This is a genomic window from Frateuria sp. (assembly GCF_013362045.1).
GTDB lineage: Bacteria > Pseudomonadota > Gammaproteobacteria > Xanthomonadales > Rhodanobacteraceae > Frateuria_A.
The window spans coordinates 1-19,933 of the sequence record NZ_JABFWW010000133.1 but is presented as its reverse complement, the minus strand read 5'-3'; the positions used below and the strand labels follow the sequence as shown (position 1 = coordinate 19,933).

Here is a 19,933-nt window from a genome sequence, read left to right as displayed (position 1 = left end):
AGGCGGGCCAGGCGCGAAGGCTTCATGCAAGAATCCGGGCAATGCATCGCGCCAGCATACGCCACGAGGCGGTGCGGACGTCGCCCCCGAGGTGCTTATGCGACAACCTGTCCCTGCCATCCTGCGCCGGGCGTCCTGGCTGACCGGCGCGGCCGGCGCCAGCGCCGTGCTGCTCGGCGCGTTCGGCGCGCATGCGCTGCGCGGCGTGCTGGACCCGGCCGGGCGCGAGCTCTGGCATACCGCTACGCAGTACCACTTCTGGCACGCGCTGGCGCTGGCGGCTGCCTGCCTGGCGCCCGCAGGCCGCGCGCGCCGCACGGCGTTTATCGCATTCGCCGCCGGCATCGTGCTCTTCTGCGGCAGCCTCTATGCCCTGGCCCTGGGGGCGCCGCGCTGGTGCGGCGCGATCACGCCGCTGGGCGGCGTCGCCTTCATCGTCGGCTGGCTCGCGCTGGGCGTGGCGCTTCGTCGCGAAGACAAGCCCGCGTCATAGGGATGTCATGCCGCGGCGCCATGCTGCCGGCATGCGCCGATACCCGCTCTTGCCGCGTACCCTGCGCCGGCTCGACCGGCGCCTGCGGTTGGTCGGGACTTTTCTCGCCGCGGCGGCGCTGGTCGGGCTCGTCGCGCCGCCGCAGGCCGAGCAACCGCCAAAGCAGCTGGTGCGCTGGACCGCCGACGGCCACGACTGGCTGCTGGTGGCGGACCGCCAGCAGGACAGCATCAGCGCCTATGACGCCCACGATGGCCGCCCGCTGGGCACGATCGACCGGGCCGATGGCCTGGCCGACGTCGACCGACTGGTACTCGAAGGCCGCTGGCTGGTGGTGCTGGGGGATGCCCAGCCGCAGGTGGTACGGCTGCCCGGGTTGCGCCCGCAGCCCCTGGCATCGGTGTCGCGCTGACACTTTGCCGGAAGCGTTGCCGCACGGGGGGCGCAATCAACGCGCGCCGGGCTCCGCCTCGTCATCAGGGGCCGGCCTGGCCGTGTCGGACTTCATCCGTCCCGACTTGCGCAGCGCCTCGCGCAGCACGTATTCGATCTGCGCGTTGACGCTGCGCAGTTCGTCGTCGGCCCAGCGCTGCATCGCTCCCAGGACGCTGGCGCTGATCCGCAGCGGATAGGCTTTTTTCTCCGCAGGCATCGGCTCAGCGGCGGCGGCGTGCGGTGACGGCGATGACGACCACCAGGATCACCACGATGACGGGAATGGCGTAGCCCATGGCGCTTTCCTCAGCCGTACAGCGTGCCGGTGTTGACCACCGGCTGGGTGCCGCGCTCGCCGCAAAGCACCACCAGCAGATTGCTGACCATCGCCGCCCTGCGCTCCTCGTCCAGTTCGACCACGCCGCGGCGGCTCAGCTGGTCCAGCGCCATCTCGACCATGCTCACCGCGCCTTCGACGATGCGCGTGCGCGCGGCGATGATGGCGCCGGCCTGCTGGCGTTGCAGCATGGCCTGGGCGATTTCCTGCGCGTAGGCCAGGTGACTGATGCGCGCCTCGATCACCTGCACGCCGGCGCGTTCCAGCCGCGCCTGGATCTCGTCGCGCAGGTGATCGTTGATGACTTCGCCATGGCTGCGCAGCGAAGGCTGGCTGTCCTCGTGCGCATCGTACGGATAGCTCTGCGCCATCTGCCGCAGCGCCGATTCGCTTTGGATGTGCACGAAGTTCTCGTAGTCGTCCACGCAGAACACCGCCTCGGCCGTGTCGATCACCTGCCACACCACCACGGCGGCGATCTCGATGGGGTTGCCGTCGCTGTCGTTGACCTTGAGCCTGCCGCTCTCGAAGTTGCGCACGCGCAGCGAGAGGCGCGCCTTGGCGTAGAACGGGTTGGTCCAGCGCAGGCCTTCGTCGCGCACGCTGCCGGCGTACTTGCCGAACAGCTGCATCACCTGCGCCTGGTTGGGCGCGACCTGGAAGAAGCCCTTGAGCAGGAAACCGGCGAAAAGCAGCACAAGGATCCCCGGAACCACGTGCGGTGCCGGCTGCGCCGGATCGGCGCTCAACAGCAGCCACAGGCCGATGGCCGCCAGTACCAGGCAAACCCCGATGAAGGGGATGCCGGCGATCGAAAAGCCCTTGCGCTCGTTCATGCTGCTACCTCCCTAGGATGCGGGAAGTAGATATCAAAAATATATCATGATGCAAGTGGCTTCAGCCGCCGCGTCCGCCGCTGTTGCCGCCCCCGTTGCTCACGCCGTTGCCCGCGGGTGCCGCCGCGCCGCCCACCGGCGTGCTCAGGTCCGCGTCCGGCACTGCCTGGCTGATGTGCAGGTTGCCGAACAGCTGCGTGGTGGCGGCAAAGTGCCAGGGGTCGCCGTCGCCGCTGGCCAGCGCCAGGTGGGTGCTGTCGAAGTGACGCAGGGCCGCGTCGAAGCTCTGCCAGCGGCCATCGACCCAGGCCTGCACCCATTCGTGGGGCATGAACGTGCGGGAGACGCCGGCGAAGCGGTCGGCATACACCATGCCGCTGACCACCCGTGCCGGAATGCCCTGGGCGCGCGCCATCGCGGCCAGCAGCACGGCGTACTCGGTGCAATCGCCCTCGCGGCTGTCGAGCACTTCCAGCGCGGAGGCATAGCCCACGTCCAGCCCGTGTGCGGTGACGTAGCCGCTGACGAACTGGCGCAGGCGGCGCATGCGCGAAAGATCGTCGCGCGCGCCGTCCACCGCCTTGGCCGCCGCCCGGCGAATCGCCGGCGCGTCCGACTGCAGCCAGGCGTTGGCTTCGCGGTCGGCCGGTTGCGGCGGCGCCTGGCGTCCGGGATGGGCGCCGCCTACGTCGACCATCCAGTCGTCGCCGCCCAGCGCGGTGACCTGCTGCTCGTCCGTGGTGATGAACGGCTGCCCGATATTGCCGCTGACGTGGATGCGGTAGCGCATCGGCATCGAGCGGACGTACGAGGGCAGCAGCCGCGGCGAATCGACCGTGGCGGCGCGCAGCATGTCCACCGGCTGGTTCGGCGCGAGCGCACAGGCACGGTCGCAGGCGAGCATTTCCAGCGGTTGCCCGAGCAGGTACATCAGGCCCTTGCGGGCGATGCCCTGCTCGTCCACCCAAAGGTCCAGCGTCTGGCGGCCGTGCGCCAGCGCCAGCGTCTGGCGCTGGTGGCTCAGCCGCATGGCGCCGCCGGGCAGGGCGACCGTCTCGTCGCCCAGGATGTCCACCTGCACGTCCACCACCTGCTGGCTGGACGGGTCGAACTCGCGCAGCCCGTAGCGGTGGCCGGCCTCGCGGCCGGCTGCCATGGCCGCCAGCCGCTGTCCCTCGGCGAGCAGCGCGCCGGGGGGCCAGTCCATCAGCGAGTTGCGGCTCTGGCCGCCCACGGTCGTGGTGACCAGATAGCGCCCGGCGCCGTCGGCCTGGGCCTCCACCGTACTGTCCATGGAGGACATCCGGGTGCGCGCGGAAAACCCCAGTGGCTGGCCATCCGGCCCTTCCACGCTGCGGCTCAGGTTGCCCAGGTGCATGGGCTTGCCCGCACGGCTCAGGTCCAGCGCCAGTGTCTGGGTGGTGGTGAGGATGCCGTCCTTGCGCTCGCGGTCGATCTGCAGGTGGCCGACCTTGCGGCCGCCGAGCAATACGGTCATCCAGTCGGTCTGCGGCGCCGTGCCGGCGTGCGCGGCGGTACAGGTGCCCAGCAGGAAAATGCCCACCAGGAACGCGGGCACCAAGGTGAGCGGGACGCGGCGCATGGTCAACCCCGGGGATGGATGACTGGCCACAGTGGAACGGGTGGCGAAGCCCACGTCAATGCGCAGTGCAGCGTAGCCCTACAATGCGCGCTTTTCCGCCGGAGCCGCCCCATGAAGCCCTTTGCCACGCCGCTGTCCGACCGCGCCCTGCGCGTGTTGCTGCTGGGTTCGGGCGAGCTGGGCAAGGAGGTGGCCATCGAGCTGCAGCGCTACGCGGTCGAGGTGATCGCGGTCGACCGCTATGCGGACGCCCCGGCAATGCAGGTGGCGCATCGCAGCCACGTGGTCGACATGCTCGACGGTGCCGCGCTGCGCGCGGTGATCGCGCGCGAGCAGCCGGACCTGGTGGTGCCGGAGATCGAGGCGATCCACACGCCCACCCTGGTCGAGCTGGAGCGGCAGGGCCTGCGCGTGATCCCCACGGCGCGCGCGGCCTGGCTGACCATGGACCGCGAGGGCATCCGCCGCCTCGCCGCCGAGGAGCTGGGCCTGCCCACCTCGCCCTACCGCTTCTGCGACACCGAGGCCGAATACCGCGCGGCAGCGGAGGCGATCGGCTATCCGTTCGTGATCAAGCCGGTGATGAGTTCCTCCGGCAAGGGCCAGAGCACGGTGCGCGATGCGGGCGGGCTGCAGCAGGCCTGGGACTACGCGCAATCGGGCGGGCGCGCGGGGCAGGGGCGGGTGATCGTCGAGGGCTTCGTGGACTTCGACTACGAGATCACCCTGCTCACCGTGCGCCACCGCGACGGCACCAGCTTCTGCCTGCCGATCGGCCACCGCCAGGAGCACGGCGACTACCGCGAGTCCTGGCAGCCGCAGCCGATGAGCGATGCCGCGCTGGCCGAGGCGCAGCGCCAGGCCGGCGCCGTCTCGGCCGCGCTGGGCGGCTGGGGCGTGTTCGGCATGGAGTTCTTCGTCAGGGGCGATACGGTCATCTTCTCCGAGGTCAGCCCGCGTCCGCACGACACCGGGCTGGTGACGCTGATCTCGCAGGAGCTGTCCGAGTTCGCCCTGCATGCGCGGGCGATCCTGGGCCTGCCGATCCCGGTGATACGCCAGCTCGGGCCCGCGGCCTCGTGCGCCGTGCTGGTCGAGGGCGAGGGCCGCGCGCCGCGCTACCACGGCGTGGCCGAAGCGCTGGCCGAGCCGGATACGCAGCTGCGCATCTTCGGCAAGCCGGAGGTGAAGGGGCGCCGGCGCATGGCGGTGACGTTGGCGCGGGATGCGGATGTCGAAGCTGCCCGTGCGAAGGCGGTAAGGGCGGCGGGGTGCCTGCGGGTCGAGCTTTGATGGGCCGAGGCAAGGCCGCCTTGCGGGGAACTTCCCAGGTGCGAATAGGCTAGGCTCTCCGCTTCATCCGCAGGAGGGCAGGCGATGGCACCGGAAGGCTTCGCACACTGGCTGATCGTGCTGGTCGAAACACTGGCGGCGCTGTTCATGCTGCTGCTGGCCGTGGCGGTGGTGGTCGTACTGGCCGTCTGGATCGCCGACCGCAACCAGACGGGCAATGCGGTGCTGCGCAATTTCCCGGTCATCGGCCACTTCCGCTACGGATTCCTGCGCCTGGGCGAGTTCTTCCGCCAGTACCTGTTCGCCAGCGACCGCGAGGAGCTGCCGTTCAACCGCGCCCAGCGCGTGTGGGTGTACCGCGCCGCCAAGAACGTCGACACCACCATCGGCTTCGGCAGCACGCGCGATCTTTCCGCCGAGGGCGTGCCGTTCTTCGTCAACGCGCCATTCCCGCGGCTGGAGGGCCACCACGTTCCTCCGCAACCGGTCCGCATCGGTCCGTACGCGCGCGAGCCCTACGACCATGCCGCCTTCTTCAACATCTCGGCGATGAGTTTCGGCGCGCTGTCGGCGCCGGCGGTGCGCGCGCTCTCCCACGGCGCGGCCAAGGCCGGCATCTGGCTGGACACCGGCGAGGGCGGCCTGGCGCCCTACCACCTGGAAGGCGGCTGCGACATCGTGTTCGAGATCGGCACCGCCAAGTACGGCGTGCGCACCGCCGACGGCCAACTGGACGACGCCAAGCTGCGTGCGATCTGCGCCCATGCGCAGGTGAAGATGGTCAGCATCAAGCTCGGCCAGGGCGCCAAGCCCGGCATGGGCGGCCTGCTGCCGGCCGCCAAGGTGACGCCGGAGATCGCCGCCATCCGCGGCATCCCGGTAGGCAAGGATTCGCAAAGTCCCAACCGCCATCTCGACATCGCCAACGTGCCGCAGCTGCTCGACGCCGTCGCGCACGTGCGCGAGGTCGGCGGCAAGCCGACCGGTTTCAAGGCGGTGCTGGGCGATTGCGGCTGGATCGAGGAGCTATGCGACGAAGTGTGGAAGCGCGGCATCGAGAGCGCCCCGGACTTCATCATCGTCGACGGTTCCGAGGGCGGCACCGGTGCCGCGCCGCAGACGCTGATGGAAGGCGTGGGCCTGCCGCTGCACGAGGCGCTGCCGGCGCTGGTCGACACGCTGATCGCCAAGGGCCTGCGCGAGCGCATCAAGGTGATCTGCTCGGGCAAGCGCATCACCGCCTACGACGTGGCCTGGGCGCTGTCGATGGGCGCCGACTTCGTCAACTCGGCGCGCGGCTTCATGCTGGCACTGGGCTGCATCCAGTCGCTGCAGTGCAACCGCAACACCTGCCCGACCGGCATCACCACGCAGAACCCGAAGCTGCAGCGCGGGTTGGTGGTCACCGACAAGAGCGAGAAGGTGGCCAACTACGCACGCAACCTCATGGTCGAGGTCGGCATCATCGCGCACAGCTGCGGCGTGGACGATCCGCGGCAGCTCGACCGCACGCACTGCCGCGTGGTCGGCGACGACGGCCTGTCGGTGCCGCTGGTCAAGCTGTTCCCGTATCCGCAGGCGGGCTCGGCGCGCCCGCAGTCTTCGTAGGGTGGGCTCCAGCCGCCGCCTGCTTGCTGCAAGGGGACGGTGGGCTGAAGACCACCTACGCCCACCCTATGGATCCAGCGGCATCCAGCCCTCGCGCGTGCGCACCTGCAGCGGTCGGAAGCGGCGCTTGTAATCCATTTTCGGATGGCCCTCGATCCAGAAGCCCAGGTACACCCACGGCAGGCCGCGGCGGCGCGCCAGCTGCACCTGCTGCAAGATGGCGTAGGTGCCCAGGCTGCGGGCGGCCTCGTCGGGCTCGAAGAAGGTGTAGACCGCCGACAGTCCGTTGAGGCACACGTCGGTGACCGCCACGGCGAGCAGCCGCGTGCCGCGGCGGAATTCCAGAAACAGCGTGGGACTCCACGGCGCGGTCAGGAAACGGCGGAAATCGCTGGCATCGGCCTCGTCCATGCCGCCGCCGCTGTGGCGGGCGCGCAGGTAGGTTTCGTACAGCGCGTGGCGCTCGGCGTTGTAGCCGGCCATGCACTCGACCACGGTCAGATCCGCGTTGCGCTTGAGGCAGCGCCGCTGCGAGCGGTCCGGCGCGAAACCCTCCACGTCGATGCGGCATGGCGTGCAGGCATGGCACTGCGGGCAGTTGGGGTAGTACAGGTGGCCGCCGGCGCGGCGGAAGCCGCGCTCAAGCGCCGGACCGTAGAGCTGGTCCAGGCGCGGTGCGGCCGGATCGATCACCAGGTTCTGCGCCGTGCGCTCGGCGAAGTAGCCGCAGGTGTGCGGCAGGGTCTGGAACAGGCGGACGCGTTCGGAGCGCATGGAGCGATTCTATGACCGCATCGGCGACCGGTTGCAAATTTTCCGAGAAGGGCGCCTTGACCTGCCGTGGGGCTAGATCTTGCCCATGTAGCGCAGCATCAGGATGACGAACGCCGCGGCGAGCGCCAGCAGCACGATGCGCCGCACGCGGGTGGCCACGCCGGCGCGGCGCGACTCGGGCGTCGGGTTGCGCGCCAGCGCCAGTTCCTCGCCGTGCCTGACCATCGGCTCGATGCCGATTCCGCGCATCAGCGCACGCGCCTGGGTGTAGTCGTCGGCGCGATTGACCCATACCTGCGGCCAGCTCTCGCGGTTCTCGTTGCGCTGGGAATAGCTGAAACGCTGGTAGCTCGGGCGGTTCCAGTTCGAGCGGCCGGTGATCGTCGTCTCGATGCCGTGCTCGGCGAGCAGCGCGACGACGCGGTCGATGTTTTCCTGGCGGGGTGATGTGTAGAGCGGACGCATGGGACAAGTCTAGCCAGGTTACTCGCCGCGCAGGCGGATCAGGCCTTCCTGCGCGCTGGAGGCGACCAGCCGGCCGTCGCGGCTGAATATCTGTCCGCGCGCCAGGCCGCGGCCGCCCTGTGCGGTCGGGCTGTCGAACGAGTACAGCAGCCACTCGTCCACGCGGAACGGGCGATGGAACCACAGCGCATGGTCGAGGCTGGCCATCTGCACGTTGTGGGTCATGTAAGAAATGCCGTGCGGCAGCGTGGCCGTGCCGATCAAATGGAAGTCCGAGGCATAGGCCAGCAGCGCGCGGTGCAACACCGGCGAGTCGCCGATCGGCGCGGTCAGGCGGAACCAGATGTGCTGGATCGGCGGGCGCTTGGTCGGGCGCAACTCGTCGCGCGGCCACACCTGGCGAAACTCGAACGGGCCGTCGATGCCCAGCCAGCGCTGCAGTTTCACCGGCAGTTTGGCCAGCTCGTCCGGCGGCAGGTGGCGCATCGGCTCGACGTCTTCCGGCGCGGGCACCTCGGGCATCGCGCTCTGGTGCTCGAAACCTTTTTCCGGCTCCTGGAACGAGATCGCGCCGTTCAGGATCGGCTGGCCGTGCTGGATCGCCACCACGCGGCGCGCCGAGAAGCTGCCGCCGTCGCGCGCGCGCTCGACCGAATAGACGATCGGCGCGTCGATGTCGCCGGCGCGCAGGAAGTAGGCGTGCAGCGAGTGCGCCTCGCGCTTGGGATCGACCGTCTGCTGCGCAGCCGCCAGGGCCTGCCCGAGCACCTGGCCGCCGAACACGAAGCGGGTGCCGATGTCGCGGCTCTGGCCGCGGAACAGGTTGTCCTCCAGCCGTTCGAGCTGGAGCAGGTCGACCAGTTCCTTGACGTGTTCTTCCCGCATGGGTATCCGTGGCGCGTGGGGGGAATCGCGATTATAGGGGCCTTTGCGCCCTCTCCCCTGCGGGTGAGAGGGCTGGAGTGAAGGGCGGCGCACGCGGAAGAGCCGGGTCAGGCCCTGATGCGCTCCAATCCGCACACGGGAACGATCGCATCCCACGGAAACAGCGGGCCGGGATCGAGCTTGCGCGGCACCATCACCGCCGGATCGTCGCTGGCCGGCACGCGCGCGGTATCCAGATCCTCGTGGCCCGCGATGGCCCGCAGGTTGGGAAACTCCTGCCGAAGCTGCGCGAGCAGCTCACGCAATGCCGTGACCTGCACGTCTGGGTAAGGCTCGCCCATCGTCTGGTTGCTTGAAACGAACCAGTCCGGATAGCGCCCACGATTGACCAGCTCGATGCCGATCGAATCGGCGTTGCGCCCGCGCACGTGGTGGGCGATGCGCGTGCCGGGCACGTAGCGCGCGATGCTGCCGTCGCGGTCGATGTAGTAGTGGCCGCTGTTGCCGGCGCCGCTCTCGTACAGCACTTTTTCGCCGTACTCGCGCGCGGTGGCGAGGTCCGGCAGTTCGGTGCAGTGGATCACCACCAGCGTCACCGCCTCGGCCGGACGTTCGGGCAGGCGGTCGACGTAAGGCAGGGGCAGGTCGACGATGGAGGGCATGGTAGGGAAGTCTCGCACGGCACCGGCTATCATGCCCGGTCCCACGGCGGCACATGAGATCCGGGCGATGCGCGGCACGATCCTTCTTTCGCACGGCTCCGATGCCGGCCCGGACGCCACCAAGGTCAGCGCGCTGGCCGCACTGGCGCAGGCGCGCGGCTGGCGCACGCAGCGACCGGACTACCGCGAGGACGACGCGCGTGGCCACGCCGGTTCGGTGGCGCCGCGGCTGGCGCGATTGCGTACTGCGATCGAGGAGTGCGATGCACCGCCCGTGCTGGTCGGTTCCAGCATGGGTGCGTTCGTGTCCGGGCTGGCCTCGCTGGAGCATCCCGTCGCCGGCCTGTTCCTGCTCGCCACGCCCGAGGCAATTCCCGGTTTCGACATCGCGCTGGACGTGCGCCAGGACGTGCCGACGCTGCTTGTCCACGGCTGGCGCGACGAGGTATGCCCGCTGGACGACATCTACGCCTTTGCCGGCCGTCGCCAGCTGCCGTTGGTCATTCTGGACGACGACCACCGGCTGGCCGGCAGCCTGGCCGCGATCGAACGGCAATTCGCGCTGTTCCTCGAAACGCTGGCATGAGCGCGTTCTTCGCCACCTGCCCGAAGGGCCTGGAATACCTGCTGCGCGACGAGCTGCTCGCGCTCGGCGCCGGCGAGGCGCACGAGGCGCTGGCCGGCGCGCGCTTCACCGGCACGCTCGAGACCGCCTACCGTGCCTGCCTGTGGTCGAGGCTGGCCAGTCGCGTATTGCTGCCGCTGGCCGAGTTCGACGCGGCCGACGAGGAGGCGCTCTACGCTGGCGTGCAGTCGATCGACTGGTCGGCGCACCTGGCACCGCACGGCACGCTGGCGGTGGATGCGCACACCGCCCTGAGCAAGCTCACGCACAGCCAGTTCATTGCCCAGCGCGTCAAGGATGCGGTGGTCGACCAGTTCCGCCAGCGCGAAGGCGCGCGCCCGGGCGTGGACACCGAAGAGCCGGACGTACGCCTGAACCTGCGCCTGAAGCGCGACCGCGCGACCTTGTCGCTGGATCTTGCCGGCACGCCGCTGCATCGCCGCGGCTGGCGCGAGCAACAGGGCGAGGCGCCGCTGAAGGAGAACCTCGCCGCCGCGATGCTGCTGCGTGCGCAATGGCCACAGGTGTACGCCGGCGGCGGCGCGCTGCTCGATCCCATGTGCGGCTCGGGCACGCTGCTGATCGAAGGCGCCTTGATGGCCGCCGACGTTGCGCCCGGCCTGCGCCGCGAGTACTTCGGCTTCCTCGGCTGGCAGCAGCACGACATCGCGCTCTGGCGCGGCCTGCTGGACGAGGCGCGCCGGCGCGCCGAAGAGGGCCTGCGCGGGCTTCGCGCCGCGTTCTTCGGCTCCGATGCCGACCCGCGCATGTTGCAGGTGGCCAAGCGCAATGCGCAGGGAGCAGGCGTCGCCGGATTTTTCACGCTGGAAAAGCACGATGTGGCGCACGTCGCGCCGCCGCCGGGTTTTACGACCGGCCTGGTCATCACCAACCCGCCCTATGGCGAGCGCCTGGGCGAGCGCGCCCAGATGCCGGCCCTCTATCGTGCGCTGGGCGATGCGTTGCGCGCGCGCTTCACCGGCTGGCGCGGGGCGGTGCTTGCAGGCGACGCGGAACTCGGCCGTGCGCTCGGCCTGCATGCGGACAAGCGCTATGCGCTCTACAACGGCGCGCTGGAAACCGTGTTGCTGACCTTCGAGCTGTCGCCGCGCGAAACGGCTGCACGCGAGCCTCGGCCGCTTTCGGCTGGCGCGCAGATGCTCAAGAACCGGCTGGAGAAAACGCTGCGTCACCAGCGCAAGCGGCTTGCCCGCGAAGGGATCCTCTGCTGGCGCGCCTACGACCAGGACTTGCCCGAGTACGCGGCCGCGATCGACGTCTACGGGCGCGAGGGCGGCGATGATACTTGGCTGCACGTGCAGGAGTACCGCGCGCCCGCGGAGGTGCCGGCCGAGGTCGCCCGCACGCGGTTGCGCGAGATCGTGCGCGTGGCCGGCGAAGTGCTGGAGGTACCGCGCGAGCGCATCGCCCTCAAGACCCGCGAGCGCGGCAAGGGCGGCGCCAAGTACGGCCGCCTCGACCAGCGCGGTCAGTTCCACGAGGCGGACGAGGGCGGCCTGACCTTCCTCGTCAACCTCACCGACTACCTTGATACGGGGTTGTTCCTCGACCATCGGCTGGTACGCGCAAAGCTGCGCGACCTGGCGAGGGGCCAGCGTTTCCTCAACCTGTTTGCCTACACCGCCACCGCCAGCGTGTACGCTGCCGCCGGCGGCGCGCGCGACACCACCAGCGTCGACCTCTCCGGCACCTACCTGGAGTGGGCCTCGCGCAATCTCGCGCGCAATGGCTTCACAGGTGCCGCACACCGGCTGGTGCAGGCCGATGCGATGACCTTCCTGCGGGGCGACCGTGGCCATTACGGGCTGATCTATGTCGATCCGCCGACCTTCTCCAACTCCAAGCGGGCGGAGGACTTCGACGTGCAGCGCGACCATGCCGTGCTGCTGCTGGCCTGCGCCGCGCACCTCGCGCAGGACGGCGTGATCGTGTTCTCCAACAACTACCGGCGGTTCAAGCTCGACCGCACGGCACTGGAAGAGCGCTTCACCATCGAGGACTGGAGCGCGGCCAGCATCCCGTTCGACTTCGCACGCCGCGCCGACATCCACGGCTGCTGGCTGCTGCGCCTGCACCGCGCCGGAGCCAGCCCCTGGGACAGCGCCCGGATCAAGCGATAGGCCAAGCACACAGGCAACCGCTTAAGTGGCGATTAAGCACGCCAGCCGGAGCATCGTGGCCAAGGGCAACGATGCCCGGCATGGAGACAAGCATCATGACCAAGCGTTGGCTGAGCAAAACCGCCCTGGCGATGGCCGCGCTGCTGCTGGCCTCGATCGCGGTACTGCCGACGGGCGCCGCGGCACACGGTTGGCACGATCGCGGCTGGCATGGCGGCCACTACGACCGCGACTGGGACGACCACGGCTGGCGTCGCGATTACCGTCACGGCGGCGGCTACTGGAGCGGCGGCCGCTGGATCGCCGGGGCGATCGTCACCGGCGCGGTGATCGGGCTGGTCGACAACGCCCTCAATCCGCCGCCACGCACGGTGGTCTACGAGCGGCCGGTGTACCGGCGTCCGGTGCGGGTGATCTACGAAGAGCCGGTAGTGACGAGGCGCGTGGTGGAAACGCGCACCATCTACGAGACCCCGCCCGTCCGCTACGTCGGCTACGACGAGGACGACGACTGAGCGCGCTCCTGCGTTCCGGAAAGGCCCGGCCATGCCGGGCCTTTTCGTTTCCGGCGGTCACTTGCCGGGCGGCAGCTCGGCACCGCTGCCGTGGCGCACGGCATGCTTGCGCAACTGATCGAACTTGGTCTGGTCGATCAGGGTGACCGAGGAGATCGCGCAGGGCGGCTGGTCGCGGGCACTCACCGTTTCGCCCACCTCGCCGCAGATGCGGCCGCCGCCGACTGCCTTGTTCGATTCGTTGGCGCGCAGCAGGAAGCCGGGCAGGCCCACGCCCAGGCGCGGGCAATCGGCCTGCAGGTGGACCTCGTAACGGTACGGCCCCGTGCGAACCAGCGCGGTGCGCGGGTCCACGATGTGCCACTCGTTGATCTTGTCGGTCTGGATGCAGCGCGCGTAGGGCAGTGGCTTGTGCGCCGATGGCGCGTTGCCGGCAAGCGCGGTGGTACAGCTCGCGGTGGCCAAAAGCAGCAGGGAAGGCAGGCGTTTCATGGGCATCACCTCGCTGGAAAAGAGGTAGGGCAGCCCCAGCATCGCGCGCCGGCGATGCGGCCGCCAGTGGCCGTGTCAGCAATCTGCCATTGCCGGATCACAAGTATTGAACGATGGCTGCGCCAAGCTTGGAGCATGCCAACGGCTCGATCCGTCCCCTGGTACGGTGCTGCGCCCGAGCAATCGGGGAGCAGGCCATGACGACGCTGCATCCGCCCGCCGGCCACGTCCTGGCGGGCCGCTACCGGCGCGTGCGCGAACAGACCTTGCAGCTGTGCGCCGGCCTGTCTGCCGAGGACATGATGGTGCAGTCCATGCCCGACGCCAGCCCGGCGAAATGGCATCTGGCGCATACCACCTGGTTCTTCGAGCAGTTCGTGCTCGGCCGCGATCCACGCTATCGGCCACGCGACCCGGCCTGGCACTTCCTGTTCAACTCCTACTACCAGAGCGTGGGGCCGATGCATGCGCGGCCGCAGCGCGGGCTGCTCTCGCGGCCGGCGCTGGAGGAAGTGCTGGCCTATCGGCGCCACGTCGACGAAGCGGTCAGCGAGCGGCTGCTGCGCGACCAGGACGAGGCGCTTGCGCCGCTGGTGACGCTGGGGCTCCAGCACGAACAGCAGCACCAGGAGTTGCTGCTGACCGACATCCAGCATGCGCTGTGGTGCAACCCGCTGTTGCCGGCCTACCTGCGAGAGGCGCCGCGGTCGGCAATAAGGTCGGGCTCGATGGCGCTGGAGTTCCTGCCTGGCCGCGAGGGCGTGCTGGAGATCGGCAGCGCGGGCGAGGGCTTCGCCTTCGACAACGAAACCCCGCGCCATGCCGTGCTGCTGGCGCCGCACGCGCTGGCGAGCCGGCCGGTCACCAACGAGGAATTCGCCGCGTTCGTGCACGACGGCGGCTATCGCGAACCCTCGCTGTGGCTTTCCGACGGCTGGGCAACGGTGCAGCATGAAGGCTGGCAACGGCCGCTGTACTGGCAGCCGGACCTGGCCAGCGTCTTCGGCCTGGCCGGCGTGCGTGCGCTCGATCCGGCCGCGCCGGCCTGCCACCTGAGCTACTACGAGGCCGACGCCTTTGCCCGCTGGGCCGGTGCGCGGTTGCCCACCGAAGCCGAATGGGAAGCGGCGGCCGCCGCGCTGCCGGTGGAGGGCAACCTGCTCGATGGCGCGCCGCACCCGCCGCAGGCAGCTGCGCGCCCCGGCCTCGCGCAGATGTACGGCGACGTGTGGGAGTGGACCGCATCGCCCTACATCGCCTACCCGGGCTTCCGCCCCTTGCCGGGCTCGCTCGGCGAGTACAACGGCAAGTTCATGTGCGGGCAGTGGGTGCTGCGCGGCGGTTCCTGCGCCACGCCGTGCGACCACGTACGCGCCAGCTACCGCAACTTCTTCCCCCCGCAGGCGCGCTGGCAGTTCGCCGGGCTGCGCCTTGCGCGCGATCGATAGACATCTACGGAGCCCCCACCGTATGAACACCCGTGCCCTCGACCTGCCCGACGACGGACGCACTCCACCGGCCAGCGGCCTGCTGGAGATCGTCCAGCGCGGACTGCGCGCCCAGCCCAAGCGCCTGCCTTCCTGGCTTTTCTACGACGCGCAGGGCTCGGCGCTGTTCGAGCGGATCTGCGATCAACCCGAGTACTACCTGACCCGTTGCGAGATCGCCCTGATGCAGGCGCACGCGGCCAGCATCGCCGACCAGCTGGGCCCGGACGTGCGCCTGGTCGAGTACGGCAGCGGCAGCGCGACCAAGACGCGCCAACTGCTCGAGCACATGGTCTCGCCGGTGAGCTACGTGCCGGTGGAAATCTCCCCCGGGCCGCTGCAGCAGAGCGTGCGGCGGCTGGGCGAGCGCTTCCCGCAGCTACCGGTGCAGCCGCTGTGCGCGGATTTCACCCGGCCGCTGCGCCTGCCGATCCCGCCGCGCGCGCCGCGGCGCACGGTGGTCTATTTTCCCGGCTCGACCATCGGCAATTTCGCCGCGCGCGAGGCGGTGACGCTGTTGCGCAAGATGCGCGGGGAAATGGGCGAGAACGGCGGCATCCTGATCGGCGTGGACCTGAAGAAGGACACCGCCTTGATCGAGGCCGCCTACAACGACGCGGCCGGAGTCACCGCCGCGTTCACGCTCAACATGCTGGCGCGCCTCAATCGCGAGCTGGGCAGCGACTTCGACCTGGGCGGTTTTGGCCACCGCGCGCATTACAACGCGCTGGCCGGGCGCATCGAGACCAGCCTGGTCAGCCAGCGCGCGCAGAAGGCGCGGATAGGCCGCACGTCGGTCGCTTTTGGCGAAGGCGAGGCGATCCGCGTGGAGATCAGCTGCAAGTACTCGCCAGAGGACTTCGCTGCGCTTGCGGCGAAAGCCGGGCTGGAAGTGCTGCGCGTCTGGCTGGACCCGCAACGGATGTTCAGCGTGCAGTACCTGGCGCGTGCCGGATCGGCAGGGCACTGAACAGCCGGCTTCGCGTAGCGCAGAGTGGGCGGGCGAACTGCCGGTTCTCGATGGGGGGCTTGGCAGGTGAATGGGAGCGGTCCCGGAAGACGCCGTAGAATCCGCCCTCCGTCCGCTGTTTCCTTTTCCGATGGCATCATCCGTCGCCGCCACGCCCGAGGGCCAACTCGAGGCGTTGCTTCTGCCTGTCACCCAGGGTGAGCTGGCGCTGCCCGCTGGCGCGCGCGTGCTCTTCCTGCATGCGCGTGTCGGCAGTCGCCTGCGCCAGTGCGCCGGCTCCGGCTGGCTGTGCCAGCAGGGGTTTCGGCCGTTCGCGGACGAGCTCCAGCGTGCGGGCCTTGCAGTCGGCGAGCCGGCGCATGGCGACCGTTTCGATCTGGTGCTGGTGCTGCCGCCGCGCCAGCGTGACGAGGCGCGGGCGGTATTCGCGCGCGCGGCTGCGCTCGCATCGGTGGGCGGATGCGTGCTTGCCGCCGCACCCAATGCCGAAGGCGCGAAGTCGGCGGAAACCGACTTCAGGCGCTTGTTCGGGTCCGTGCAAGGCCTCTCCAAGCACAGGTGCCGCGTGTTCTGGGCCAGCGCGGGCGACCGCCTGGACAGGGACCTGCAGGCCCAATGGGCCGCGCTGGACGAGCCGCGCCGGATCGTGGACGGCTACCTCAGTCGGCCAGGCCTGTTCGCCTGGGATCGCATCGATCCGGCGTCCGCGCTGCTCGCGGCGCACCTGCCGGGCAACCTGCATGGACAGCTTGCCGACCTTGGCGCCGGCTACGGTTATCTGTCGGCGCAGGCCATCGCGCGGTGTCCGGCCATCACCTCGGTCGATCTCTACGAAGCGCAGGCACGTGCGATCGAGCCGGCGCAGGCCAACCTGGGCGAGGCCGTCGCCGCCAGCGGGCGCGCGGTGGCAGTGCGCGTGCTGTGGCACGACGTCATCCAGGGCTTGCCCCACCGCTACGATGCGATCGTGAGCAATCCACCCTTCCACCAGGGGCGCGCCGACCTGCCCGATCTCGGGCGCGCCTTCATCGTTGCAGCCGCGGCTGCACTGCGCCCGGGCGGGCGCCTGTGGATGGTCGCCAACCGGCACCTTCCCTACGAGGCGACGTTGGCCGCGCATTTTGCGCAGGTGCGCACGGTGGCCACGCAGGATGGTTTCAAGGTGATCGAGGCGGTGCGCGGATGAAACTGCTGCGCATGATCGCCAACCTGGGCTATGGCAGCCGCCGGGACGTCCTGCAGCTGTTCGGCGAGGGCCGCGTCACCGATGCGGCGGGCGAGCTGCTCTACGCCGACGACAAGGTCGAGCACGCCCGGGTGCGCATCGATGGCGAGCCGCTCGACCCACCCAGCGGCCTGGTGCTGCTGATGCACAAGCCGCTCGGCGTCACCTGCTCGCGCAAGGATGCGGGCCGGCTGGTCTACGACCTGCTGCCGCCGCGCTGGCGCCGCCGCGAGCCGGCGTTGTCGACGGTTGGCCGCCTTGACCGCGACACCTCGGGCCTGCTGCTGATCACCGACGACGGCGCGCTGCTGCACCGGATCATCTCGCCGAAGGCCTGTGTGTCGAAGGTGTACGAAGCGACGCTCGCGCGCGACCTCGCCGGCGACGAGGCCGCGCTGTTTGCCAGCGGCACGCTGATGCTGGAGTCGGAAACCACACCGCTGGCGCCGGCGCAACTGAAAGTGCTCGCGCCGCGGCGGGCGCGGCTGACCGACACCGAGGGGCGCTACCACCAGGTGCGCCGCATGTTCGCGGCGGTCGGCAACCATGTCGAAGCGCTCGACCGCGTGGCGATCGGGCAACTGACGCTCGACGGGCTGGCGCCTGGCGAATGGCGGGAGATCGACGCGGGGACGGTCGCGAAGGTTTTCGACCCGCCCACGTAGAGCGGCCTGGGCCGGCGCCGCATGAGGCGCTAAAGCAGCTTCACCGGCGTGGGAAGCGCCCGGCCGTACCACTTGCGCCGCTCGTCCCGGCAGCCCGGGCTGCCCATCGCGTACTTGCGGCAGATCGCCGGACGGTCCTCGTAGATCGTGCAGCGCGACGTGTTCGGATCGACCGCCGCGCACCAGCCGTCCTCGCCCTTGGCGAGGGTCGCCAGCCCATGGTCGTCGTGCGCCACCAGCCAGTCGGGCACATGGTCTTCGGGCATCAGCACCACGGTCAGCCGGCAGCAGACCGCGTCGCATGCAGTGCACTGCACCGCGGGGTCGATGCTCGTGGCGTAGCTGTCGTTTTCGACGTCGTCAATCATGCGTCAGTATGGGGCTTGCGGCCGCATCATGCGCTAAGAATGCGTATCCGTCGCTGCATCACGTGCAGACGCATGGCGTCATGCCGCATGCGATCATGCGGGCATGCGTTTCGAATTCGACAATGCTTTCGTGCGCGAGCTTCCCGGCGACCCCGAAGATGGCCCGCGCCTGCGCCAGGTGGAGGGAGCCCTCTGGTCGCGCGTCGAACCGACCCCGGGGGCTGCGCCGCGCGTGGTGGCCTGGTCGGCCGAGATGGCCGCTACGCTCGGCCTGGCCGAAGACGATCTCCGCAGCGAGCGCTTCGCCTGGATCTTTGGCGGCAACGCCTTGCTGGACGGCATGCAGCCATGGGCGAGCAACTATGGTGGCCACCAGTTCGGCGTGTGGGCCGGGCAACTGGGCGACGGCCGCGCGATCTCGCTGGGCGAGGCGCTGGACGCGCGAGGCCAGCGCTGGGAACTGCAACTCAAGGGTGCCGGCCCCACGGCCTATTCGCGCGGGGCGGACGGGCGCGCGGTGCTGCGTTCGTCGATCCGCGAGTTCCTGTGCAGCGAAGCGATGCACCACCTGGGTATCCCGACCACGCGCGCGTTGGGCCTGCTCGAAACGGGCGAGGCGGTGGTGCGCGACATGTTCTACGACGGCCATCCGCGCGAGGAGCCGGGAGCGATCGTCTGCCGCGTCGCGCCCTCGTTCATTCGCTTCGGCAATTTCGAACTGCCTTATGCGCGCAACGACGTGGCGCTGCTGCGCCAGCTGGCTGATTTCACCATCCGCCGGGACTTCCCGCACCTGCGCGGGCAGGGAGAAAACCTCTACGCGGACTGGTTCGGCGAGATCTGCGAGCGCACCGCGCAGCTGGTCGCGCAGTGGATGCGGGCGGGTTTCGTGCACGGCGTGATGAACACCGACAACATGTCCATCCTCGGCCTGACCATCGACTACGGCCCCTACGGCTGGATCGACGACTATGACCCGGACTGGACGCCCAACACCACCGATGCCACGCGCCGCCGTTACCGCTTCGGTCAGCAACCCAACGTGGCCTGGTGGAACCTGGCCCGGCTGGCCAGCGCGCTCTCGCCGCTGTTCGCCGACACGGCGCCGCTACAGGCGGGACTCGACCGCTACGCCACCGCGTGGCATGCCGCCGACCGCGCCAACGTGGCGGCGAAACTCGGCCTGGAACTCGCCCGCGACGACGACCTGGCATTGCGCGATGCGCTGCATGGCTGGATGCGCGAGGCCGGCGCGGACATGACCCTTGCCTGGCGCGCCCTGATCGACTTCGATCCAGATGCGCCGTCGCCAGACCTGCTTGCCGGCGCCTGCTATGACGAGCACCGTTGCGTGTCCGCCGGACCGCTCCTGCGCGATTGGCTCGCACGCTATGCCGCGCGGCTGCGCGAGGATCCCCTGTCGGCCGAGCGGCGACGCAACCGCATGCGCCTTGCCAACCCGAAATACGTCCTTCGCAACTACCTTGCGCAGGAGGCGATCGACCGGGCCGGGCAGGGCGACTACACGCAGGTGCACGAGTTGCTGGAGGTGATGCGCCGCCCATGCGACGAGCAGCCCGGATGCGAGCGCTTTGCGCGCAAGCGCCCGGACTGGGCGAGGCATCGCGCAGGCTGCTCGATGCTTTCGTGCAGTTCGTAGAGGGGAAGCGCGACGTTTCGCCCGGTATCGAAACAACTCGTCGGCGGATCTATCAGCGTGACTGCATTCGTCCAACTGGATGTCCGCCATGCACGCAGCCCTGCTCGCCGCCCTGCTGTCCGCCGCAGCCGTGCGTACCCATTACCTTCCCCTGCCGCAGGCGCCAGGACAGCGCGTGGCGCTGCACTGCATGGCACCGGCGCAGGCCAACGGCCGCAGCCTGCTGTTCGTACACGGCGCGAGTTTTCCGACCATGCTCGCCGCCGGTTTCGAATTCGCGCCGGGCGATTCCTGGTTGTCGTTCGCGGCGCGTCGCGGCTACCTGGCCTGCGGCCTGGACTTCGATGGCTTCGGCGCCTCCAGCCGCCCACCGGCGATGGCCGGCAGCGAGGCA

At 69.7% G+C, this 19,933-nt stretch carries 22 protein-coding genes; 13 read left to right on the top strand and 9 right to left on the bottom strand.

The window, feature by feature from the left end; genetic code table 11:
- Positions 1-97: 97 nt before the first annotated feature.
- Both HOQ08_RS06195 and HOQ08_RS06190 read left to right on the top strand, forming a co-directional pair.
- Positions 98-493, top strand: coding sequence for a DUF423 domain-containing protein (locus tag HOQ08_RS06195; protein ID WP_291192503.1), 396 nt, complete (start codon positions 98-100; stop codon positions 491-493).
- Positions 494-524: 31 nt separating this feature from the next.
- Positions 525-905: a hypothetical protein gene (locus tag HOQ08_RS06190; protein WP_291192502.1), complete on the top strand. Its 381-nt coding sequence runs from the start codon at positions 525-527 to the stop codon at positions 903-905.
- A 36-nt stretch (positions 906-941) separates the two neighbouring features.
- On the opposite strand, the gene HOQ08_RS06185 is transcribed toward HOQ08_RS06190, so the two are convergent.
- From HOQ08_RS06185 to HOQ08_RS06175, 3 genes are all read right to left on the bottom strand, one after another.
- Positions 942-1,145 (bottom strand): Arc family DNA binding domain-containing protein, encoded by a 204-nt coding sequence (locus HOQ08_RS06185; protein WP_291192501.1) that lies wholly within the window; start codon positions 1,143-1,145, stop codon positions 942-944.
- An 89-nt stretch (positions 1,146-1,234) separates the two neighbouring features.
- Complete coding sequence (locus HOQ08_RS06180; RefSeq protein ID WP_291192500.1) at positions 1,235-2,101, bottom strand: SPFH domain-containing protein; 867 nt, start codon at positions 2,099-2,101, stop codon at positions 1,235-1,237.
- A gap of 61 nt (positions 2,102-2,162) precedes the next feature.
- On the bottom strand, positions 2,163-3,704 hold the full coding sequence (locus tag HOQ08_RS06175) for a transglutaminase-like domain-containing protein (protein WP_291192499.1): 1,542 nt from the start codon (positions 3,702-3,704) through the stop codon (positions 2,163-2,165).
- A 111-nt stretch (positions 3,705-3,815) separates the two neighbouring features.
- On the opposite strand from HOQ08_RS06175, the gene purT reads away from it, so the two are divergent.
- Positions 3,816-4,997 (top strand): formate-dependent phosphoribosylglycinamide formyltransferase, encoded by a 1,182-nt coding sequence (gene purT, locus HOQ08_RS06170; RefSeq protein ID WP_291192498.1) that lies wholly within the window; start codon positions 3,816-3,818, stop codon positions 4,995-4,997.
- 84 nt (positions 4,998-5,081) lie between these two features.
- Positions 5,082-6,605: an FMN-binding glutamate synthase family protein gene (locus HOQ08_RS06165; protein WP_291192497.1), complete on the top strand. Its 1,524-nt coding sequence runs from the start codon at positions 5,082-5,084 to the stop codon at positions 6,603-6,605.
- A 66-nt stretch (positions 6,606-6,671) separates the two neighbouring features.
- Here HOQ08_RS06165 and HOQ08_RS06160 read toward each other — a convergent pair whose 3' ends face one another.
- From HOQ08_RS06160 to HOQ08_RS06145, 4 genes are all read right to left on the bottom strand, one after another.
- On the bottom strand, positions 6,672-7,379 hold the full coding sequence (locus HOQ08_RS06160) for an arginyltransferase (protein WP_291192496.1): 708 nt from the start codon (positions 7,377-7,379) through the stop codon (positions 6,672-6,674).
- Between the two features lie 72 nt (positions 7,380-7,451).
- Entirely contained in the window at positions 7,452-7,844 is a 393-nt protein-coding gene (locus tag HOQ08_RS06155; protein ID WP_291192495.1) for a hypothetical protein, read from the bottom strand.
- Positions 7,845-7,862: 18 nt separating this feature from the next.
- Positions 7,863-8,729 carry an acyl-CoA thioesterase II gene (gene tesB / locus HOQ08_RS06150; RefSeq protein ID WP_291192494.1) on the bottom strand — a complete coding sequence of 289 codons (867 nt, stop codon included), beginning with the start codon at positions 8,727-8,729 and terminating at the stop codon, positions 7,863-7,865.
- Positions 8,730-8,836: 107 nt separating this feature from the next.
- Positions 8,837-9,391 (bottom strand): N-acetylmuramoyl-L-alanine amidase, encoded by a 555-nt coding sequence (locus HOQ08_RS06145; RefSeq protein WP_291192493.1) that lies wholly within the window; start codon positions 9,389-9,391, stop codon positions 8,837-8,839.
- A gap of 67 nt (positions 9,392-9,458) precedes the next feature.
- Here HOQ08_RS06145 and HOQ08_RS06140 point away from each other — a divergent pair, with 67 nt between their 5' ends.
- From HOQ08_RS06140 to HOQ08_RS06130, 3 genes are all read left to right on the top strand, one after another.
- Positions 9,459-9,977, top strand: coding sequence for an alpha/beta fold hydrolase (locus HOQ08_RS06140; protein WP_291192492.1), 519 nt, complete (start codon positions 9,459-9,461; stop codon positions 9,975-9,977).
- The gene (gene rlmKL / locus HOQ08_RS06135) at positions 9,974-12,157 is read left to right on the top strand and encodes a bifunctional 23S rRNA (guanine(2069)-N(7))-methyltransferase RlmK/23S rRNA (guanine(2445)-N(2))-methyltransferase RlmL (protein WP_291192491.1); all 2,184 of its coding nucleotides are present in this window, start codon (positions 9,974-9,976) and stop codon (positions 12,155-12,157) included. The genes HOQ08_RS06140 and rlmKL overlap by 4 nt, the downstream gene beginning before the upstream one ends.
- A gap of 95 nt (positions 12,158-12,252) precedes the next feature.
- Positions 12,253-12,672, top strand: coding sequence for a hypothetical protein (locus HOQ08_RS06130; protein WP_291192490.1), 420 nt, complete (start codon positions 12,253-12,255; stop codon positions 12,670-12,672).
- Positions 12,673-12,729: 57 nt separating this feature from the next.
- Here HOQ08_RS06130 and HOQ08_RS06125 read toward each other — a convergent pair whose 3' ends face one another.
- Positions 12,730-13,164 (bottom strand): DUF6491 family protein, encoded by a 435-nt coding sequence (locus tag HOQ08_RS06125; protein ID WP_291192489.1) that lies wholly within the window; start codon positions 13,162-13,164, stop codon positions 12,730-12,732.
- Between the two features lie 197 nt (positions 13,165-13,361).
- On the opposite strand from HOQ08_RS06125, the gene egtB reads away from it, so the two are divergent.
- The 4 genes from egtB (at position 13,362) to HOQ08_RS06105 (ending at position 17,511) form a co-directional block, all read left to right on the top strand.
- Complete coding sequence (egtB, locus tag HOQ08_RS06120; RefSeq protein WP_291192488.1) at positions 13,362-14,612, top strand: ergothioneine biosynthesis protein EgtB; 1,251 nt, start codon at positions 13,362-13,364, stop codon at positions 14,610-14,612.
- Between the two features lie 22 nt (positions 14,613-14,634).
- Positions 14,635-15,621, top strand: coding sequence for an L-histidine N(alpha)-methyltransferase (gene egtD, locus HOQ08_RS06115; protein WP_291192487.1), 987 nt, complete (start codon positions 14,635-14,637; stop codon positions 15,619-15,621).
- A gap of 130 nt (positions 15,622-15,751) precedes the next feature.
- A complete protein-coding gene (locus tag HOQ08_RS06110) occupies positions 15,752-16,807 on the top strand; it encodes a methyltransferase (protein WP_291192486.1) in 1,056 nt (351 codons plus the stop codon).
- On the top strand, positions 16,804-17,511 hold the full coding sequence (locus HOQ08_RS06105; protein ID WP_291192485.1) for a 16S rRNA pseudouridine(516) synthase: 708 nt from the start codon (positions 16,804-16,806) through the stop codon (positions 17,509-17,511). Before HOQ08_RS06110 ends, HOQ08_RS06105 begins: the two co-directional genes overlap by 4 nt.
- Before the next feature lie 29 nt (positions 17,512-17,540).
- Here HOQ08_RS06105 and HOQ08_RS06100 read toward each other — a convergent pair whose 3' ends face one another.
- Positions 17,541-17,879, bottom strand: a complete 339-nt coding sequence (locus HOQ08_RS06100) for a YkgJ family cysteine cluster protein (RefSeq protein WP_291192484.1) — start codon at positions 17,877-17,879, stop codon at positions 17,541-17,543.
- Positions 17,880-17,982: 103 nt separating this feature from the next.
- Between HOQ08_RS06100 and HOQ08_RS06095 the strand changes: the two genes are divergently transcribed.
- Together HOQ08_RS06095 and HOQ08_RS06090 are read left to right on the top strand one after the other, a co-directional pair.
- Entirely contained in the window at positions 17,983-19,539 is a 1,557-nt protein-coding gene (locus HOQ08_RS06095) for a YdiU family protein (RefSeq protein ID WP_291192483.1), read from the top strand.
- 88 nt (positions 19,540-19,627) lie between these two features.
- Positions 19,628-19,933: hypothetical protein (locus tag HOQ08_RS06090; RefSeq protein ID WP_291192482.1), on the top strand; the 306-nt coding region annotated here is incomplete at its 3' end.

Excerpts from the sequence above, each read along its gene's own strand:
- HOQ08_RS06195 (WP_291192503.1), top strand. The coding sequence starts at position 98 with ATGCGACAACCTGTCCCTGCCATCCTGCGCCGGGCGTCCTGGCTGACC.
- HOQ08_RS06185 (WP_291192501.1), bottom strand. The coding sequence starts at position 1,145 with ATGCCTGCGGAGAAAAAAGCCTATCCGCTGCGGATCAGCGCCAGCGTC.
- rlmKL (WP_291192491.1), top strand. The coding sequence starts at position 9,974 with ATGAGCGCGTTCTTCGCCACCTGCCCGAAGGGCCTGGAATACCTGCTG.
- HOQ08_RS06165 (WP_291192497.1), top strand. The coding sequence starts at position 5,082 with ATGGCACCGGAAGGCTTCGCACACTGGCTGATCGTGCTGGTCGAAACA.
- HOQ08_RS06095 (WP_291192483.1), top strand. The coding sequence starts at position 17,983 with ATGCGTTTCGAATTCGACAATGCTTTCGTGCGCGAGCTTCCCGGCGAC.
- HOQ08_RS06145 (WP_291192493.1), bottom strand. The coding sequence starts at position 9,391 with ATGCCCTCCATCGTCGACCTGCCCCTGCCTTACGTCGACCGCCTGCCC.
- HOQ08_RS06110 (WP_291192486.1), top strand. The coding sequence starts at position 15,752 with ATGGCATCATCCGTCGCCGCCACGCCCGAGGGCCAACTCGAGGCGTTG.
- HOQ08_RS06155 (WP_291192495.1), bottom strand. The coding sequence starts at position 7,844 with ATGCGTCCGCTCTACACATCACCCCGCCAGGAAAACATCGACCGCGTC.
- HOQ08_RS06140 (WP_291192492.1), top strand. The coding sequence starts at position 9,459 with ATGCGCGGCACGATCCTTCTTTCGCACGGCTCCGATGCCGGCCCGGAC.
- HOQ08_RS06100 (WP_291192484.1), bottom strand. The coding sequence starts at position 17,879 with ATGATTGACGACGTCGAAAACGACAGCTACGCCACGAGCATCGACCCC.
- tesB (WP_291192494.1), bottom strand. The coding sequence starts at position 8,729 with ATGCGGGAAGAACACGTCAAGGAACTGGTCGACCTGCTCCAGCTCGAA.
- HOQ08_RS06130 (WP_291192490.1), top strand. The coding sequence starts at position 12,253 with ATGACCAAGCGTTGGCTGAGCAAAACCGCCCTGGCGATGGCCGCGCTG.
- egtB (WP_291192488.1), top strand. The coding sequence starts at position 13,362 with ATGACGACGCTGCATCCGCCCGCCGGCCACGTCCTGGCGGGCCGCTAC.
- HOQ08_RS06105 (WP_291192485.1), top strand. The coding sequence starts at position 16,804 with ATGAAACTGCTGCGCATGATCGCCAACCTGGGCTATGGCAGCCGCCGG.
- HOQ08_RS06175 (WP_291192499.1), bottom strand. The coding sequence starts at position 3,704 with ATGCGCCGCGTCCCGCTCACCTTGGTGCCCGCGTTCCTGGTGGGCATT.
- HOQ08_RS06180 (WP_291192500.1), bottom strand. The coding sequence starts at position 2,101 with ATGAACGAGCGCAAGGGCTTTTCGATCGCCGGCATCCCCTTCATCGGG.
- HOQ08_RS06160 (WP_291192496.1), bottom strand. The coding sequence starts at position 7,379 with ATGCGCTCCGAACGCGTCCGCCTGTTCCAGACCCTGCCGCACACCTGC.
- HOQ08_RS06125 (WP_291192489.1), bottom strand. The coding sequence starts at position 13,164 with ATGAAACGCCTGCCTTCCCTGCTGCTTTTGGCCACCGCGAGCTGTACC.
- HOQ08_RS06190 (WP_291192502.1), top strand. The coding sequence starts at position 525 with ATGCGCCGATACCCGCTCTTGCCGCGTACCCTGCGCCGGCTCGACCGG.
- purT (WP_291192498.1), top strand. The coding sequence starts at position 3,816 with ATGAAGCCCTTTGCCACGCCGCTGTCCGACCGCGCCCTGCGCGTGTTG.
- egtD (WP_291192487.1), top strand. The coding sequence starts at position 14,635 with ATGAACACCCGTGCCCTCGACCTGCCCGACGACGGACGCACTCCACCG.